The sequence below is a fragment of the Haloarchaeobius lipolyticus genome (assembly GCF_051208015.1).
GTDB lineage: Archaea > Halobacteriota > Halobacteria > Halobacteriales > Natrialbaceae > Haloarchaeobius.
In genome coordinates this window covers 426,268-442,812 of sequence record NZ_JBPKGF010000003.1, presented here as the reverse complement: position 1 = coordinate 442,812, position 16,545 = coordinate 426,268, and the positions used below count along the sequence as shown (strand labels likewise).

Genomic DNA, 16,545 nt, shown 5'->3' with positions numbered 1-16,545 from the left:
CTGTAATTAGATGTAATTACGTGGCTGTAAAAGTGCTTTTTGGGTTCGGACAATATCTCTGAAATCGCCGTTTTCTGGGCCCCTACCGGACTGTAACGACCGTTTCTGGACAATCGTGCGATTAGGTGTCGTACGTGGGAGTCCTGCACGGGAAACCCGCCCAGGTCGTTTCGATAGCCGGAAAGTTCTTGCCCACCAGTCGGTATCCTCCGTGCATGAGAACGAGGCGGCGGGTGCTGGCGGCGACGGCGGGAGTCCTGAGTCTTTCGAGTGGGTGTCTCGGCTTCATCACCGGCGAAGAGGCCCTGGAGTACCACGCGAACAAGGCGGTCGTCGAGGACGACGCGCTCGGGGCGGAGAGCACCGGCTATACCGAGACGTCCGTCGAGAACCGGACGGTCGAGGTGAACGGGCAGGACATCGGTATCGGCGACCGGACCATTCGCGTCGAGAACTGGGTCGCGACCTACGAGAAGCAGGACGACTTCATCGACCAGACCGTGGGTATCTTCGCACTCGTGTCCACCCATCAGACCGACGTGCTGGGCCAGCCGATGAACCCCGTCCGGAAGATGAGCGACAGGGAACTGCTGGACCAGGTGCTCGGACAGTCCCAGACGTCCTTCGGCAAGATATCGAACGTCCAGCCCGACGGTACAGAGGCGGTGACGATGCTCGGAAAGGGGACCGACGTCGGGGTCTTCACGGGCGAGGCCACGCGGCAGGGCGAGAAGATTGAGGTGAAAATCTACGTGACGATGGTCCAACACGGCGACGACTACGTCATCGCCATCGGTGGCCATCCGACGAAACTGCCCAGCGAGGAGACCGACGTGCTGGCGCTGATGGAGAACGTGACCCACGAGACGAACTGACGCTTCGCCCTACAGCAGTCCCCCGCGTCGCTGTGACCGGGTATACGCCAGTGCTGGCGTATCGGGCGCGACCAACTCCATCTCCCGTTCCTGCGGGAACGGCGCGTTCAACTGCCGTTCGAGCCACAGCCATAGCCCACCGAGTACGAGCCCGCCAAGGACGGCTAACGACGTGGTGACGTACGTCCCGGTCACGAGCCGGTAACCGACAGGCGCGAGCAGGAACGCGCCGAGCAACAGGGCGGTGCTCGCCCAGGCCTCGAACGTCGTCGTGCGCTCGATGAGCCTGTCGTTCTCCTCGATTCGCCCGGCGAGCCGCGAGAGCTTCCAGTAGTAGTACTCGGTCAGCTGCCGCGGCTCCTCGAGCAGGTTCCAGACGTCGCCCGGCGTTGTCGACCGACCGAGGTCGCCGGGGGCGACGGTCGCCGCCGTGTGGGCGAGAAAGAGCGCGACGAGGAGGCAGCCTCCCGCGGCGACGGCGAGGTCCAGAACCGTCAGCTCGACGTCGAAGAGGACGGCTGCCGGGACGGTCAGGTCGGCCGTCAGTTGCGGTTGTGTGAGGAGAAACGCGGCGACGGCCGCGAGGGCCACGGTTCCGACGACGACCTGTCGGGAAGAACGGACTGCTCGCTCGGTCACCGTCGCCCGCTGTTCTTCGAGGCGATCTACCGCGAGCGTGTACTCCCGGGCGAGCGCTCGCCAATCGACTGCCCCCGCTACGAGTTCCTCCTCGGCCGGTATCTTCGCCCACGGTCCTCCCATACTGCTGTCCTATTGGTTACCGAAGAATTTAGCTTGACTGTCAGTCGGTGTCGAACCTCACGGGTCGCGCCGACCGAGATGACAGCGGGTTTCACAGACGCCGCTTCTCTCGGCCGCTCGCTTCCCTTCGGCGACGGCACCTTCGACGGCGTCGCCAGCTCGCTCACCTTCCACTACCTCCGTGACTGGGACTCCCTGTTCGCGGAACTGCGGAGAACCCTCACCGACGACGGCTGGCTCGTCTTCTCAGTCCAGGACCCCCACGCCAACTTCGTGGAGTACGACGACGCGGAGAACTACCACGAGACGGAGCTGGTCTCTGCGACGTGGACCTCGTTCGGAGAACCGGTCGAGGTGATTGCTTACCGGCGACCGCTTTCCGCGATGCTGGAGCCGGCACTCGCCGCAGGCTTCAGGCTCGACCGGCTGCTGGAACCGACGCCGACGGAGGAGTACCGGGAGGTGAATCCTGAACGGTACGAGTACGAGGCGACGAACCCGAACTTCCTGTGTCTGCGGTTCCGACTCGGCTAAGCTGGCGTCGATATCTTCACAGAATCAGCACATCGATTCCGGTGCTTCCAGTTCTCCCCGTCGACAGCACGAGCGGCTCGAAGAGCCCGGGTGCTGTCGTTCTCCGAGCTGAACGAAGTGAAGCTCGGCCTTTTTTGGCCGAGCTTTTTTGAACGAGTGGTTCCCGCAGGGCGCCGCAGGCGCCCGAGGAAACCCGAGTTCAAAAAAGGGCGTCTAGTAGAACTCGCGGACCAGGTCCATCGCGTTCTCCGGTGCGCCGTCCGGAATCTCGGACATGTTCTCGGTGACGCCGTGGATCTCGTGGTACGGGACGGAGTCCTCGTCCTGGTAGAGGACGCCCATGTACTCCTTGTCGCCCTCGAGGATCTTCTGCTTGGCCGCCTCGCGGTCGGTCGGGTCGTGACCCTCCTCCTTGAGGTCGACTAGCGAGTCGCGGAAGTAGTCGTAGGTGTCGACGTCGTTGAACGTGACACACGGGCTGAACGTGTTGACGAAGCCGAAGCCGTCGTGCTCGATGGCCTGCTGGATGATCTCGGCGTGGCGCAGGGCGTCGGAGCTGAACGACTGCGCGATGAACGTCGCGCCGGAGGCGAGTGCGAGCGCGAGCGGGTTGACCGGCGGCTGCTGCGGGCCTTCCGGCGTCGTGCTCGTCTCGAAGTCGGAGCGCGAGGTCGGCGAGGCCTGGCCCTTGGTCAGCCCGTAGATGCGGTTGTCCATGACGACGTAGGTCATATCGGGGTTGCGGCGAACCGCGTGGACGAAGTGACCGGCACCGATGGAGTAGCCGTCACCGTCGCCACCCGCGACCATCACTTCGAGGTCGGGGTTGGCGAGCTTGACGCCCGTGCCCACGGGCAGTGCGCGGCCGTGGACGCCGTGGAGCGCGTAGCTGTGCATGTACGTGCCTATCTTCCCGGAACAGCCGATACCGGCGACGACGAAGGTGTTGTCGGGGTCGTTGCCCGTGTTCGCGAGCGCCTTCATCATGCCGTTCATCGTCCCGAAGTCACCGCATCCGGGACACCAGGTCGGCTGCTTGTCGGACTTGAAGTCGGTGAATCGTACGTCTGAGCTCATGCTTCTGCCTCCTCGATTGCCTCGACGATGTCGTCGGCGAGTTCGTCCGCCTTGAAGCGGATACCGTTGTACTTGTTGATGCGGTTGACGCGCTGGAGCACGTCGTGTTCGATGAGGTCGGCGAACTGGCCGGTGGCGTTACACTCGACCACGACGACCTCGTCCGCTGCCTCGACCTCTTCGGTCAGGTCCGGGCGCGGGAAGATGTACGGGACGGAGATGACCCGTACGTCGACGTCGGTCTCCGCGAGGTAATCGAGCGCCTCGATGAGGGCGCCCTCGTTCGAACCCCACGAGATGACGAGGTTGTCGGCGTCCGGGTTGCCGAACTCGCGGTAGTCGAAGTTCTCCTGCTCCTTCGCGGTCTCGACCTTGCGGTTACGCTTGTCGACCTGCTCGACGCGGACCTCGGTGGATTCGGTCCGGCGACCGAGTTCGTCGTGCTCGAGACCGGTGCTCATGTGAGCGCCCTGTTCGGTTCCGGGGAACGCGCGCGGCGAGATGCCGTCCTCGGTGTTCGCGTGGGGCGTGAAGCGGCCTTCCTCGTCGAGCCACTCCTCGATGGAGTCGTCGTCGACGACCTTGCCGCGGTCGACCTCGACCGCGTCCATGTCGAAGGTGTCCGGCGTGAACGTCTGCTCGGTGACGGCGAGCGAGAGGTCTGCGAGCAGGTAGACCGGCGTCTGGTACTTTTCGGCGAAGTTGAACGCCTCGACGGTCTTCCAGAAGCACTCGGAGATGGTCGTCGGGGCGACGACGAAGCGCGGAATCTCGCCGTGGCCGCCGAACAGTGCCATGTTGATGTCGGCCTGCTCCTGCTTCGTCGGCATCCCGGTCGAGGGACCGGAACGCATGACGTCGACGATGACCAGCGGCGTCTCGCTGGTGGCGACGAGACCGAACGTCTCCGCCATCAGGTCGATACCGGGGCCTGAGGTGGCCGTCATCGACCGGGCGCCGGCGCGTGCGGCGCCGAGGGCCATGTTGATGGCGGAGAGCTCGTCCTCCGCCTGAACGACGTGGCCGCCGAACTTCTCGATGCGGCCGGTCAGGTACTCCATCACGTCGGTCGCCGGGGTGATGGGGTAGCCAGAGTAGAAGCGGCAGCCGGCGGCGATGGCGCCCATGCCGATGGCCTCGTCACCGTTCAGGAGGACGTAGTCCTCGTCGGTCGTCTCGAGGTCGTAGTCGGTGTCGAGGTCGTAGTTCTCGGCGACGTACTCCTGCCCGAGGCGCGCAGCCTTCTTGTTGTTCTCGACGATCTTCTCACCCTTCGAGCCGAAGCGCTTCTCCAGCGCCTCGTCGAGGTTCTCGATGGGGAAGTTCGAGATCTCACACGCGGCGCCCAGCGCGACGATGTTGCGCATGATGGCGCCACCTGCGTCCTCCGCCAGCGACTTGAGGGGAACGTCGACGGAGTACATCTCGTCCGGAACCTCGGCCTCCCACGAGCGCTCTCCGTCGTAGATGACGACGCTCTCGTCGTGGAGTTCGTCGAGGTTCTCGTCGATGGTGCGCTGTGTCAGCGCGACCAGGATGTCCAGCCGGTCGACGACGCTCTGCACGGGGTCGACGGCGGTGCGAATCTTGTATGCGGTGTAGCCACCTCGGATACGGGACGCGAAGTCCTTCGAGGTGAACACGTGTCGTCCTGCGCGAGACAGGGCCTGGGCGAAGATCTTGCCGGTGGAGTCGATGCCGTCACCGGCCTCTCCGCCGATTGCCCAGTTTAAGTCCTCGGCCATGTTGGCCGGGGATACCCCGCCCGTGAGCAAAAGGCTTCTGAAACACTGGACCATCAACCGGAAAGCAAGCTTGATTGCTCGGGCGGCGATACCGCCAGCCATGGACGAAACGAGGGTTCGCGTCGCAGCGGTTCGGTCGGTCGGAACGGACACCATCGCTCTGGACCTGGAGACGCCGGAGACGTTCGGTGCGCTCCCCGGCCAGTTCGTGTTGCTCCGCGCCGAGGTCGACGGCGAAGAACTGAGCCGTTACTACACGCTGTCGTCGCCGACGGTGACGGAGACGTTCGAGATAACGGTCGGCGTCGACCCCGACGGTGACCTCACGCCGTGGCTCGCCGACCTCGAGGAGGGTGCCGAGCTACGCATCGAGGGACCGTTCGGCAACGTCAGCTACGACGACGAAGGTGACGTCATCGTCGTCGCCGGCGGGCCCGGCATCGGTCCGGCCGTCGCCATCGCCGAACGAGCCGCAGAACACGGCCACGGTGCGACGGTCATCTATCAGGACGAGGCGTACGCACACGAGGACCGCCTCGACACGCTCGAGCAGAACGGCCACGAGGTCTCCCTGTTCGAGGACGGCGACGACGACGGCGTTCGTGACGCGATCGTCGCCACGGCCGACCGGGGCGAGGTCTACGTCTTCGGATTCCAGGCGTTCTGTGAACTCGCCACGGACGCTCTCGAAGACGCCGGTATCGACGCCGCCGAAGCGCACGTCGAGAGCTTCGGGTAGGAGGCCATCGCGCAGAGTTCTGGTGGGTCCACGCGGCTGAGTGGTCGAGTTTCCTGAACCCCCAATTCCGCCTGATTTGGGCGTTTCAGGTTCCCTAACGGTCTTTTAGGAGAAGGCACAATGGATGGTATGCGACGCCGACAACTGCTCACCGCAATCGGTGGTACCGCATCCTTCGCAGCAGTCGGCTCCGTAGGGGGAGCCATGGGGACTGCAGCCGCAGCCGGAAAGGGCTCGCGCGCAAGTGCGCACGGTCCGGACTTCGGTCTCGAGGACGAACAAGAACCTGCAAGCGGGGTGTTCCCCGAGGGTACCGACCCGTTCATCCGGGTCTCCCTCGGAACCCGTGACGGGGTCGATTTCCCCGACAACGGCATCCAGCGCGTCGTGCGCATCTGGAACGACAGCGACCAGGCGCGGAAGATCGGGTACCGCGTCCGGGACGCCGGACGCCTCCGCCTCTGGCAGATTCGGACGTTCCCGGCCGGTGGCTGGCTCGAACTGACGCTGAACCAGCCCTCGGACTACGTCGTCGCGGTCGACGTGGAGGGCGAATCCACCGGTGACGTCTACGTCGGCGACTTCGACTGCAACACCTCGACGACGACCGTCCGCATCGATTCGGCGGGCGTCGTGAGCTCCACCACCGACACGACGCTGCTGAGCTGTCCCGGCGCCGAGCTGGTCGAACACACGCTCAGTGCCGAGAGCGGCCGCTGTGGTACGCTGGAGGAGGCGTTCGTCTCGCGAGAGAACGAGGACGTCGTGGTCGACGGGTCGGTCCTGACGCCGAATCCGTGTTACGCGGCCCGCGTCGAGTCCGTAGAGGTCGACGACGACACGCTGAACGTGACCATCGGGGCCTCGCGCGTGACCGACGCGGCGTGCGTCCAGTGCATCGGACACGTGCCGTACCAGTCGCGGATGCGTTTCAAGAACGCCTACCCGAAGCGCGTCACCGTCGACCACCACGTCAACGGCCGCCGCATCAGAATGTTCGACGAGGAACTGGTCTGAGCGGTCACCCGTCGACCGACCCGTCGCCGTTCGAATCGTCGTCGACACCGTCGCCGACCGGTTCGTCGTCAACTTCGTCGCCGACGCGCTCGTCGTAACAGACGAACTCCACGCGATTTTCTTCGGGATCGGAGAAGTAGAGCGACCGCCACGACACCCACTCGTGGGTCGCGAAGTCCAGGTCGACGCCGAGCGCCTCGAGTCGCTCCCGTTCGGCCGCGAACTCCTCGACGTCGACGGTGAACGCGAAGTGGTCGACCGAGGTCATCGCCGGCGCCGGTGGCTCGTAGTCCCCGCCACCGGACCGGTCGAACAACGCCAGAATCTGGGTGTGGCCGCCGTATCCCTCGCGCAGTCGGAAGAACGTGCTCGTGTCGAACCGTTCCAGTATCTCGAGACCGACCACGGTCTCGTAGAACCCGGTCATCTCGTCGAGGTCGCGTACCCGGAGGGCCAGTTCGCCCAGTTCCTTGACCGCGGGAGCGTCTGTCATACCGAGAGAGATGTCCCACGACCCGAACTTCGTTCCGGTTGGCAGGACCTTCGGTTGGGCAGTCACCTCCGGACCCGGGGGAGATTCCAGAGTGACCACGACCTCACGGAACGCGTAGAGAGCTGGCAAGGTGGGTAGCCAGTAACTTCATCTACGCCCTCGCACGATTCTGCACGAAGGCAATGCCGCCTGCTCCACACGCTCCATCAGCGCAGTCCAACCGACCCGTCCGGTACAACGCGAGAGCGGTCGCCAGACGCGTCCGCCGACTCACGCGAACCTACGACGACGTGACGGTGGTCACGGAGCGAGAGGAGCCTCGCGGCGAGTTCGACCGGCTCCGGGAGCACGCAGAGGAGGGTTACATCGGCGGTGCCTACTGCTGGACGGTCCGTGAGAGCGGCCAGCAGTGCGAAGACGGTCGGACGGAACGAGACTCCGACGCGGATAACACGGAGTCACGTCGACCGGACGCGGGGGAGTCTAAAGGGTCCCGCCGCCGCGTCCTTCTCGGGATGAGGCGCGACCGCGACTCCTGGTGTCCGCCGGGAGGCGAAGTGAAGGGATTCGACCCGGACGACGCCGACAGCGGGGAGAGATACGAGGAGGCGGCCACTCGCTGGGTACGCGAAGAGACCGGCGTCGACGCCGAGCCAACGGAGTGCGTCTTCGTCCACTGGGCCATCGTCGAAGACCCCTGCTCTGAGGCAGAGGTCCACCTCGCGTACGCCGTCTTCGACGCGGCCTACTGCGGCGGTCGCGTCACTATCGAACCGGACCAGCTGAACGGCGCAGCCTGGTTCGCGGACCTCCCGCCCAATCTCCACTACTTCGCCCAGCAGCGGGCCGACACCTGGTCGGCCTGAGAGAGAAAGCTTCTTGTCGGCTTGCCGACTCCTCACGTGGTTCATACTGCTCACACGCTACAGAGAGCCGCAGCCGGCTCAGTGCTGGACGAACTCCAGCAGGATGCCGCCGGTGTCCTTCGGGTGCATGAACGCCACGTCGTGCCCCCACGCGCCCGTCCGCGGCTCCTCGTCGATGAGCCGGATGTCGAGGTCACGGGCCGTCTCGAGCGCGGCGTCGATGTCGTCGGTGGCCACTGCGAGGTGGTGGAGGCCCGCGCCGCGCGAATCGACGAACTTCGCGATTGTTCCCTCCTCGGAGAGCGGTTCGAGCAGCTCGAAGTAGCCGTTGCCGCAGTCGAGGAACACGACGCGCATCCCGTCGAACTCCTCCTCGTGAGCGACCTCGAAGCCGAACAGTTCCGCGTACAGGTCCGCCATCGCGGCCGCGTCGTCGGTCGCGATGCCGGCGTGGTCGAAGTGCATACGCGGACCGTCGGCCGGCGGGGACAAGAAGGTACAGACTTGCGGGGCGGCCAACGGATGTACCGAGCACCTCGCGATAGCGACCGCTCGGACCGGTGAGGCTGGCACTTATCGCCCCGAAGCCCGTTCTGCCACCCATGCAGCCGGCCGACCTCCGCGACGACATCCCGGCACTCGACCGAACCGTCTACCTCAACACGGGCGCGAGCGGCCCGAGTCCCCGGCGGGTCACCCAGGCCGTCGAGTCGTGGTACGAGTTCCACGAGTTCGAGACTCCGGCAGGCGAGGGCATGTACTTCCCCGCGTTCGACCTGTTCGACGAGGTTCGAGACGTCGTCGCCCAACACGTCGGCGCACGCTCCGAGGAGATCGCACTCACTGGGAGCACGACGGACGGCATCAGTCGGCTCTCGCTCGCGATGGACTGGGATTCAGACGACGTGGTGGTCCGGACCGACGTCGAACACGCCGCCGGCATCCTCCCGTGGCGGCGTCTGCGCGACGAACACGGCGTCGAGGTCCGCGTCGTCGAGACCGAGGACGGGCGCATCGACCCGGACGACTGGGCCGACGCGGTCTCCGGTGCGACCCTCGCGACGTTCTCCTCCATCTGCTGGACCTCCGGCTACCGCGCGCCGGTCCGCGAACTGACCGAGATCGCCCAGGACGCCGGTGCACGGGTGCTGGTCGACGCGGTCCAGTCGACCGGCCAACACCGGTTCGACGTCCACGAATGGGGGGCCGACGCCGTCGCCGGCTCCGCGCACAAGTGGCTGCTCGGGCCGTGGGGCGCGGGCTACCTGTTCGTGGAGTCGGACTTCGCGGAGACGCTCGAACCCGTCCAGCTGGGCTACCGGAACCTCGAGGATCCCTACGAGGACCCACACGAGTTCGTCGCGGGCGCGAAGCGCTTCGAGTTCGGGACCGTCGCGCCAGCACCCTACGCCGGGCTCCGTGAGGCCATCGAGACGATGGAGGAGATCGGGCTGGACACCGTCGAGGACCACGTCGCAGACCTGACCGACTACCTGAAGGAGGAACTGGGTGACCGGCTCGTTTCGCCACAGGCATACCACTCGGGACTCGTCTCCTTCTCCGACTCGGACCCCGAGGCCACTGTCGAGCGGGCCGCCGAGCAGGGCATCAGGATACGGTCGATTCCGACGGCGAACGTCGCGAGGGCGTCGCTCCACGTCTTCAACACGAGAGACGACGTGGACGCCCTGCTGGAGGTGCTGTAGGAAAACCGGAGAAGAATCGGCCAGTCGCTTCAGACCGCGCTACCGGGGTGGTACTCCCCGAACACGTCGCGCATCACGTCGCAGACCTCGCCGACCGTGGCGTAGGCCTTGACGGCGTCGACGATGTACGGCATCACGTTGTCGTCGCCCTCGCAGGCCTCGCGAAGGGCGGACAGGGTGGCGTCGACCTCCTCGTCGTCGCGCGCCTCGTAGACGTCCTCGAGCCGGCGAATCTGGCGCTGTTCGTCCTCCTCGGTGACCTCCTGGATGTCCATCTCGGGCTCCTCGTCGACCTCGAACTCGTTGACGCCGACGATGATTCGCTCGCCCGCCTCTATCTCCTGCTGGCGGTCGAACGCGGTGTCCTGGATCTGGCGCTGGACCCACTGGCTCTCGACGGCCTTCCGCATCCCGCCCTTTCCGTCGACGGTCTCGATGATGTCGAACGCCTCCTCCTCTATCTCGTCGGTCAGGGCCTCGACGTAGTAGCTACCGGCGAGCGGGTCGATGGTGTCGGCCGCGCCCGACTCGTGTGCGAGTATCTGCTGGGTGCGCAGGGCGGTTCGGACGGACTGCTCGGTCGGCAGGGCGAGCGCCTCGTCTTTCCCGTTCGTGTGGAGCGACTGGGTTCCGCCGAGGACGGCCGCGAGCGCCTGGTAGGCGACCCGGACGACGTTGTTCTCTATCTGCTGGGCGGTCAGGGTCGAGCCGGCGGTCTGGGTGTGGAACTTCAGCTGCTTCGACTTGGGGTCCTGTGCGTCGAAGCGTTCCTCCATTATCTTCGCCCACATGCGGCGGGCGGCACGGAACTTCGCGACCTCCTCGAGGATGTTGTTGTGGGCATTGAAGAAGAACGACAGCTGCGGGGCGAACTCGTCGACGTCCAGCCCGGCGTCGACGGCCGCCTCGACGTACTCGATTCCGTCGCCGAGGGTGAACGCGAGCTCCTGTGCGGCGGTCGAGCCGGCCTCGCGGATGTGGTAGCCCGAGATGGAGATGGTGTTGAACTTCGGCGTCTCCTCGGCGCAGAACTCGAAGATGTCCGTGATGATGCGCATTGAGGGCTCGGGCGGGTAGATGTACGTGTTCCTGGCGATGTACTCCTTGAGCACGTCGTTCTGGATGGTGCCCCGCAGCTCCTCGCGGTCGACGCCCTGTTCGTCGCCGACTGCGATGTACATGGCCAGCAGGACCGACGCGGGCGCGTTGATGGTCATCGAGGTCGAGACCTCGTCGAGCGGGATGCCGTCGAAGACGGTCTCCATGTCGTCCAGCGTGTCGATGGCGACGCCGGACTTACCGACCTCGCCCGCGGACATGGGGTTGTCGGAGGCGTAACCCATCTGCGTGGGCAGGTCGAACGCCATCGAGAGGCCGGTCTGGCCCTGGTCGAGCAGGTAGTGGAACCGCTCGTTGGTCTCGTCGGGCGTCCCGAAGCCGGCGTACTGACGCATGGTCCACAGCCGGCCGCGGTAGCCCGTGGAGTAGACGCCGCGCGTGTACGGGTCCTGCCCCGGGAAGCCGAGGTCGTCGCCGTAGTCGAGGTCGGCCACGTCGTTTGGCGTGTAGAGCCGTTCGACCTCGTGGCCACCCGTGTCTGTCTCGAACTGGTCCTTGCGCTCGCCGAAACGGTCGAGCACCGGGTCGACCGCCTCCTCCTCCCACTCCTCTTTCGAGGAGCGGATGGCGTTGAGGTCGTCCTCGTCGAACATACGGAGACCGACGGCCACCCCGACCTTAACGGTTTTTGAACCACGTCTCCCGCCCCGACCGTGGTTACCGGGTCACGAGCCCCGCCGTCGCCGGCTCAGATGGCGTCGTCGGGGGCGTGCTCGCTCGCCATCCGGCTCGCTTCCCTCGCATACTGTTCCCGTTCCTCGGGGTCGTCGACGGGTCCGATGTCGCTCTCGGGGACGTCGAGGGCGGCCCGGGTCACCCGGTGGTCGCCCGTGAAACTCGTCAGGGCGCGCTCCCGACGGTGGTAGAACCGACCGTCCTCGGTCGCGTAGACGAGGATGATGATGTTCTGCTCGTCGTCGGAGTAGGTCCGTTCGACGAGCCAGACGCGGGTCGTGTCCTCGTCGACGCGTGACTTCTCGCCGCGATCCGTCGCGTCGTCGGCACGGTGTTCGGCCATGCCTCTAGTTTCCCCGTCGAATCCGAAAGTGCTACCGGACGATTTTTGCGAATCCGCGCCCGAGGTCGGGACATGGACGCGCCGCTCCCGGACGACGAGGCTGGAGAGGAGCCCGAAGGCGCCGGGGCCGTAGCCGAGGCCCCGATTCCCGACGACGACGAGGTCTCCCGGAAACAGGCGTTCCTCTACATCCTGCCGTTCCTGCTGCTCGGCCTCGCCGACGTCGTCCTCCTGCTCGGGTGGGGGCTCGACCCACTCTGGGGCTTCATGATACTCCCACCGATACTGATGATCAGCTTCCTGGGCTGGGTCGCGTTCAAGTACGGCTTCGTCGACCACCAGGACTACCAGTACGACGAAGACGAGGACGCGGCGGCGGAGTGAGACGGAGAGAAGCGCTCAGCTCCCCGTGTCGTACTTGTAGGTCGCCTTCTCCGTGTCGATACCGAAGTCCTCCGGCGAAACCTCGTCGGGGACCTCCTCGTGTCGGGTCGCCGCCTTGAACCGTTCGCGAAGGCGCTCCGGCATCCGGAAATCGCCCCTGTCCAGTCGCATAGCCTTGGCACCCGGCGCCGTCTCCTCGCGCTTCTCGGCGATACGCTGCTGGAGCACGCTCGGCAGGTCTTCCTCAGGTATCACCGTGAAGCCGAACTGGGCGAGGTAGCCACCCTCGTCGGTGAGCGAGTAGACCACGTCGAAGCCGTCGTCGTGGGCGTACTCGACGAGCCGTTCGATGACGTGCGCGCCGACGCCCTGGCCGCGCCACTCGTCGAGGACGCCGATGCTCGTCAGCTCGCAGATGTCGCCCTCTTCAGCCTGTCTGCGGCCGCTCTGGGTCCGGTCGCCGTCACTCGTCGTGTGGACGCGGATGCGGCCGAACCCGGCTTTCGACCCCGAATCCTCGTCGACCGCGATGACGTAGTCCCGGGACCGGAACGCTGTATCGTCGAGGCCCATCGCCTCTATCTGGTCGAGTAGCCAGACCTCGTCCCTGTTCTTCGCATCCCGGACGTACATGGTAATTGGTAGCTTCCCGAAGGGCATAGGAGTTATCCCCGTTCGGTGGAGCGAAATCCAGAACGTGAGGTGATCGAGACCCCTCGGTCACCCGGGACGTGACACGACTCGAGACGCCGCCGTCTCAGTCCGCCCGACGGAGCGCGTCGAGAAGCGCGGGCCAGCCATCGATAGCAGCCTCGGCGTCGCCGAGTGCCGAGCCACCGAGAACGGCCTGCCGGGCTCGTTCGTCACGGTACGGAGCCAGCACCCCGTGGCCGGCGTCGGGATGGTCGACGTGGACCGTTTCGAGGTCGTCTCCGCGCCGCCACAGCTCGATTCGCTCCGCGAAGGCCGTCGCCGGCCAGGTGTTGTCGTGGCCACCGGAGACGAGCACGGCGGTTCCGGCGGTGTCCCCGACCCACGGGAGGGACACGTCCTCCAGTTCGGCGGCTGTCGCATCGGCGAGCGCCTCCTGTACCAGTTCGACGGGATACGGGTCGTCCGTCACCGCAGGCGAGAGGTCCTCGGCCACTGACACGGGGAGGGTGGGAATCGGTTCGCCATCGTGGGACCAGACCGCCGTGCCTGCCGATGGGCCGGTCAGCGCGGGCAGACCGTAGGCCGTCGCCGCGTAACCAGCGACCGTCTGGACGAGGTCGGCCCCGGCGGCGACCAGTGCTGCCGCCTCGGAGCCGTGGCCGATGCCGACGAGTGAGAGCGGTGTCGAGATGTCGTCCCTGGCGGCCAGCTGGTCGACGGTCGTCTCGACCCGAGAGAGCGGGACCGGCGGCTGATGGGCAGCACCGTCGGCGTCAGCGCCGCCGGCAGCGTCGGTACCAGCGCCGCTGGGAGCGTCGGTATCAGCGCCGCCGGCAGCGTCGAGTCCGTCCCGGTACATCGGAGAGACGACCGCGACGCCAGCCGATGCGAGCATCTCGAGGAATCTGCTGGGGCGGTCGGCGAGCGGGTCGTGGCAGACGACGGCTGCAGGATGGGGACCGTCGCCGGGTGGGAGGAAGAGGTCACCAACCGGTCCCGAACCGTCGTCGGCACTGGTAGCACCGTCGAGTCGAACCGTCTCCACGGCCGGGTCGACCAGCGTCCGGGTCGTCCGGGCCGTGAGCTCCTCGTCGTCGACGACGACCGAGACGTGGACGGTGACCGCATCGGTTTCTTCGAAGATGCAGTACGGGAAGGCGGCCTCGTCCTCGGGACGGAGCCACGACAGTGGCATCCGGCCGCCGAGGTCGGCGCCGGAGACGAGGTTCGCCTTCGTCGTGTCGAGGTCGCCGTCGGTCGTGGTGGAGTACCGAGCCGTGGCCTGCAGTTTGTGGCCGCGGTCGTCCGTAGTCGTGAGACGGACCGAGACGGGACCCATCGCGGGCCCGTCCTCGAGCCGAACCGGAAGCGGATCGCCGACGGTCGTCTCGTCGGGGACGGAGAGCGTAGGCATGGCAGATGGTCGACGCTGGCGGCGGGTAAACCCCCCGAAAGAAGAGGGCAATTTTTGTGGTCTCCGCGTGACCCCCCACGCATGGAATCACTCGAGGACGTGTCCGAGGTGGCGTTCGAACCGTCGCAGGAGTTCGTCGAGTCGACGAACGTCTGGGAGTTCATGGAGGCGTACGACATCGCGGACTACGACGAGCTCATCGAGCGGACGACGACCGAGGTCGAGGGTGTCGAGGCGTCGGGCGTCGACTGGTTCTGGGACGAACTGGTCGACTATCTCGACATCGAGTTCTACGAGGAGTACGATTCGGTCCGAGACGATAGCGAGGGACCGCAGTTCACCGACTGGTACCCGGGCGGCAAGATCAACATCGCGCACAACACGCTGGACCGATGGGCCGAGGTGGACGAGCCGACACGGAACCAGGTGGCCATCATCTGGGAAGGCGAGCCGGGAGACGTCTCCGCGAGCAGCGCGAGCGGAGGCTCGTCGGGCCGGCGGTCCGACGGTGTTCGGGAGGTCACCTACCACGAACTGCACCGACAGGCGAACAAGGTCGCGAACTATCTCGAGTCGGTGGGCCTCGAGACGGGCGACACGGTCGGCCTCTACATGCCGATGGTCCCAGAGGTCGTCTCCATCCTCTACGGCTGTTTCAAGGTCGGCGCCATCGCCGTTCCCATCTTCTCCGGCTTCGGCGTCGACGCGACCGCCACGCGAATCGCCGACTCCGAGTGCTCGGTCCTGTTCACCGGCGACGGCTTCTACCGGCGCGGCGGCGAGGTCACGCTGAAAGAAGCCGCCGACGAGGCCATCGAGGAGGCGGGCCACGTCGAACACACCGTCGTCTTCCAGCGCCTCGGCCACGTACCAGACGGTGAACTGCCGTGGCACGACGACCGCGACGAGACGTGGGACGACGCGGTCGAGACGCAGGACGACGAGTACGAGACGAAGTCGCTCGACTCGAGTCAGGAGTCGATGCTTCTCTACTCCTCGGGCACCACCGGGAAACCGAAGGGCATCGTCCACACGCACGCGGGCGTCCAGCTGCAGTGCGCGAAGGAGCTCTACTTCGGCTTCGACCTCAAACCCGCCGACCGGTTCTTCTGGGTGTCCGACATCGGCTGGATGATGGGCCCGTGGACGCTCATCGGCAACCACAGCTTCGGCAACACGATGTTCATGTACGAGGGCGCGCCGGACCACCCCGAGCCCGACCGGTTCTGGGAGATGATCGACCGGCACAAGCTGACCCAGTTCGGTATCTCGCCGACGGCCATCCGCGCCCTCCGGAAGCACGGCGACGAGTGGCTCGAGGACCACGACCTGTCCAGCCTGCGAATCCTCGGCTCGACCGGTGAGCCCTGGGACCCCGAGTCCTGGCAGTGGTTCCTCGAGAACGTCGGCGGCGGCGAGGCGCCCATCATCAACATCTCCGGCGGTACCGAGATCTGCGGCTGCTTCCTCATGCCGATGCCCATCAACGACCTCAAGCCCTGCACCCTCGGCGGTCCGGGGCTCGGCATGGACATCGACATCGTCGATTCGTCGGGTGAGTCCATCGCGGACACCCACGAACGCGGCTTCCTCGTCGCGCGCGACTCCTGTCCGAGCATGACGAAGTCGCTCTGGTCCGGCGACGAACGCTACCTCGAGGAGTACTGGTCGAGCTTCGAGGACCCGCCGATGTGGGACCACGGCGACTGGGCCCAGAAGGACGAAGACGGCTTCTGGTTCCTCCACGGCCGCGCAGACGACGCACTCAACGTCGCCGGCCGGAAGGTCGGCCCGGCAGAGGTCGAAGGCGCGCTCATCGACCACCCGGCCGTCAACCAGGCTGCGGCCGTCGGCGCTCCGGACGAGACGACCGGGACCGCCGTCATCGCCTACGTCATCCTCGAAGACGGCGTCGAAGAGACCGACGACCTCAAAGACGAACTCCGCGAGCAGGTCGGCGAGGAGCTGGGTAAACCGTTCCGCCCGCGCGAGGTCCTGTTCGTCGACGAGTTCCCGAAGACGCAGTCGGGCAAGATCATCCGGCGGGCCATCGAAGCGACCTATACAGGCGAGGAGCTCGGCGACATGTCGAGCATCGAGAATCCCGGTGCGCTGGAGCGACTCGAAGACGCGCGCTGACCG

17 protein-coding genes are annotated in these 16,545 nt (G+C 66.0%); 8 read left to right on the top strand and 9 right to left on the bottom strand.

The genetic code is table 11. The annotated features are described in order from the left end of the window. Positions 1-215 precede the first annotated feature (215 nt). Complete coding sequence (locus tag ACSC1Y_RS12000; RefSeq protein WP_435335094.1) at positions 216-875, top strand: DUF6517 family protein; 660 nt, start codon at positions 216-218, stop codon at positions 873-875. Between the two features lie 9 nt (positions 876-884). On the opposite strand, the gene ACSC1Y_RS11995 is transcribed toward ACSC1Y_RS12000, so the two are convergent. Next, the gene (locus ACSC1Y_RS11995) at positions 885-1,637 is read right to left on the bottom strand and encodes a hypothetical protein (RefSeq protein WP_435335093.1); all 753 of its coding nucleotides are present in this window, start codon (positions 1,635-1,637) and stop codon (positions 885-887) included. Between the two features lie 78 nt (positions 1,638-1,715). Between ACSC1Y_RS11995 and ACSC1Y_RS11990 the strand changes: the two genes are divergently transcribed. Beyond that, the gene (locus tag ACSC1Y_RS11990) at positions 1,716-2,171 is read left to right on the top strand and encodes a methyltransferase domain-containing protein (RefSeq protein ID WP_435335092.1); all 456 of its coding nucleotides are present in this window, start codon (positions 1,716-1,718) and stop codon (positions 2,169-2,171) included. Between the two features lie 213 nt (positions 2,172-2,384). Here ACSC1Y_RS11990 and ACSC1Y_RS11985 read toward each other — a convergent pair whose 3' ends face one another. Further along, positions 2,385-3,248: a 2-oxoacid:ferredoxin oxidoreductase subunit beta gene (locus tag ACSC1Y_RS11985; RefSeq protein WP_435335091.1), complete on the bottom strand. Its 864-nt coding sequence runs from the start codon at positions 3,246-3,248 to the stop codon at positions 2,385-2,387. After that, the gene (locus ACSC1Y_RS11980) at positions 3,245-4,993 is read right to left on the bottom strand and encodes a 2-oxoacid:acceptor oxidoreductase subunit alpha (RefSeq protein ID WP_435335090.1); all 1,749 of its coding nucleotides are present in this window, start codon (positions 4,991-4,993) and stop codon (positions 3,245-3,247) included. Before ACSC1Y_RS11980 ends, ACSC1Y_RS11985 begins: the two co-directional genes overlap by 4 nt. A 100-nt stretch (positions 4,994-5,093) precedes the next feature. On the opposite strand from ACSC1Y_RS11980, the gene ACSC1Y_RS11975 reads away from it, so the two are divergent. Both ACSC1Y_RS11975 and ACSC1Y_RS11970 read left to right on the top strand, forming a co-directional pair. Then, complete coding sequence (locus ACSC1Y_RS11975; protein ID WP_435335089.1) at positions 5,094-5,732, top strand: FAD-dependent oxidoreductase; 639 nt, start codon at positions 5,094-5,096, stop codon at positions 5,730-5,732. A gap of 129 nt (positions 5,733-5,861) precedes the next feature. Beyond that, entirely contained in the window at positions 5,862-6,749 is an 888-nt protein-coding gene (locus tag ACSC1Y_RS11970; protein ID WP_435335088.1) for a hypothetical protein, read from the top strand. 4 nt (positions 6,750-6,753) lie between these two features. Here ACSC1Y_RS11970 and ACSC1Y_RS11965 read toward each other — a convergent pair whose 3' ends face one another. After that, positions 6,754-7,242 carry a VOC family protein gene (locus ACSC1Y_RS11965; RefSeq protein WP_435335086.1) on the bottom strand — a complete coding sequence of 163 codons (489 nt, stop codon included), beginning with the start codon at positions 7,240-7,242 and terminating at the stop codon, positions 6,754-6,756. A 182-nt stretch (positions 7,243-7,424) separates the two neighbouring features. Between ACSC1Y_RS11965 and ACSC1Y_RS11960 the strand changes: the two genes are divergently transcribed. After that, a complete protein-coding gene (locus tag ACSC1Y_RS11960; protein ID WP_435335085.1) occupies positions 7,425-8,108 on the top strand; it encodes an NUDIX domain-containing protein in 684 nt (227 codons plus the stop codon). Positions 8,109-8,186: 78 nt separating this feature from the next. Here the strand turns inward: ACSC1Y_RS11960 and mce are convergent, their stop codons facing one another. Continuing rightward, the gene (gene mce / locus ACSC1Y_RS11955) at positions 8,187-8,573 is read right to left on the bottom strand and encodes a methylmalonyl-CoA epimerase (RefSeq protein WP_435335084.1); all 387 of its coding nucleotides are present in this window, start codon (positions 8,571-8,573) and stop codon (positions 8,187-8,189) included. A gap of 137 nt (positions 8,574-8,710) precedes the next feature. On the opposite strand from mce, the gene ACSC1Y_RS11950 reads away from it, so the two are divergent. Continuing rightward, the gene (locus ACSC1Y_RS11950; protein ID WP_435335083.1) at positions 8,711-9,814 is read left to right on the top strand and encodes an aminotransferase class V-fold PLP-dependent enzyme; all 1,104 of its coding nucleotides are present in this window, start codon (positions 8,711-8,713) and stop codon (positions 9,812-9,814) included. Positions 9,815-9,843: 29 nt separating this feature from the next. Here the strand turns inward: ACSC1Y_RS11950 and ACSC1Y_RS11945 are convergent, their stop codons facing one another. Both ACSC1Y_RS11945 and ACSC1Y_RS11940 read right to left on the bottom strand, forming a co-directional pair. Then, positions 9,844-11,526, bottom strand: a complete 1,683-nt coding sequence (locus ACSC1Y_RS11945) for an acyl-CoA mutase large subunit family protein (protein WP_435335082.1) — start codon at positions 11,524-11,526, stop codon at positions 9,844-9,846. 95 nt (positions 11,527-11,621) lie between these two features. Beyond that, positions 11,622-11,951, bottom strand: a complete 330-nt coding sequence (locus tag ACSC1Y_RS11940; RefSeq protein WP_435335081.1) for a DUF7967 family protein — start codon at positions 11,949-11,951, stop codon at positions 11,622-11,624. A 72-nt stretch (positions 11,952-12,023) separates the two neighbouring features. Between ACSC1Y_RS11940 and ACSC1Y_RS11935 the strand changes: the two genes are divergently transcribed. Further along, on the top strand, positions 12,024-12,335 hold the full coding sequence (locus tag ACSC1Y_RS11935) for a DUF8142 family protein (protein ID WP_435335080.1): 312 nt from the start codon (positions 12,024-12,026) through the stop codon (positions 12,333-12,335). A gap of 15 nt (positions 12,336-12,350) precedes the next feature. Here ACSC1Y_RS11935 and ACSC1Y_RS11930 read toward each other — a convergent pair whose 3' ends face one another. Continuing rightward, positions 12,351-12,968, bottom strand: coding sequence for a GNAT family N-acetyltransferase (locus ACSC1Y_RS11930; RefSeq protein ID WP_435335079.1), 618 nt, complete (start codon positions 12,966-12,968; stop codon positions 12,351-12,353). Positions 12,969-13,092: 124 nt separating this feature from the next. Further along, positions 13,093-14,403, bottom strand: coding sequence for a hypothetical protein (locus ACSC1Y_RS11925; protein WP_435335077.1), 1,311 nt, complete (start codon positions 14,401-14,403; stop codon positions 13,093-13,095). A gap of 81 nt (positions 14,404-14,484) precedes the next feature. Between ACSC1Y_RS11925 and ACSC1Y_RS11920 the strand changes: the two genes are divergently transcribed. Next, positions 14,485-16,542, top strand: coding sequence for an AMP-binding protein (locus tag ACSC1Y_RS11920; RefSeq protein ID WP_435335076.1), 2,058 nt, complete (start codon positions 14,485-14,487; stop codon positions 16,540-16,542). The last annotated feature ends 3 nt before the right edge of the window (positions 16,543-16,545 follow it).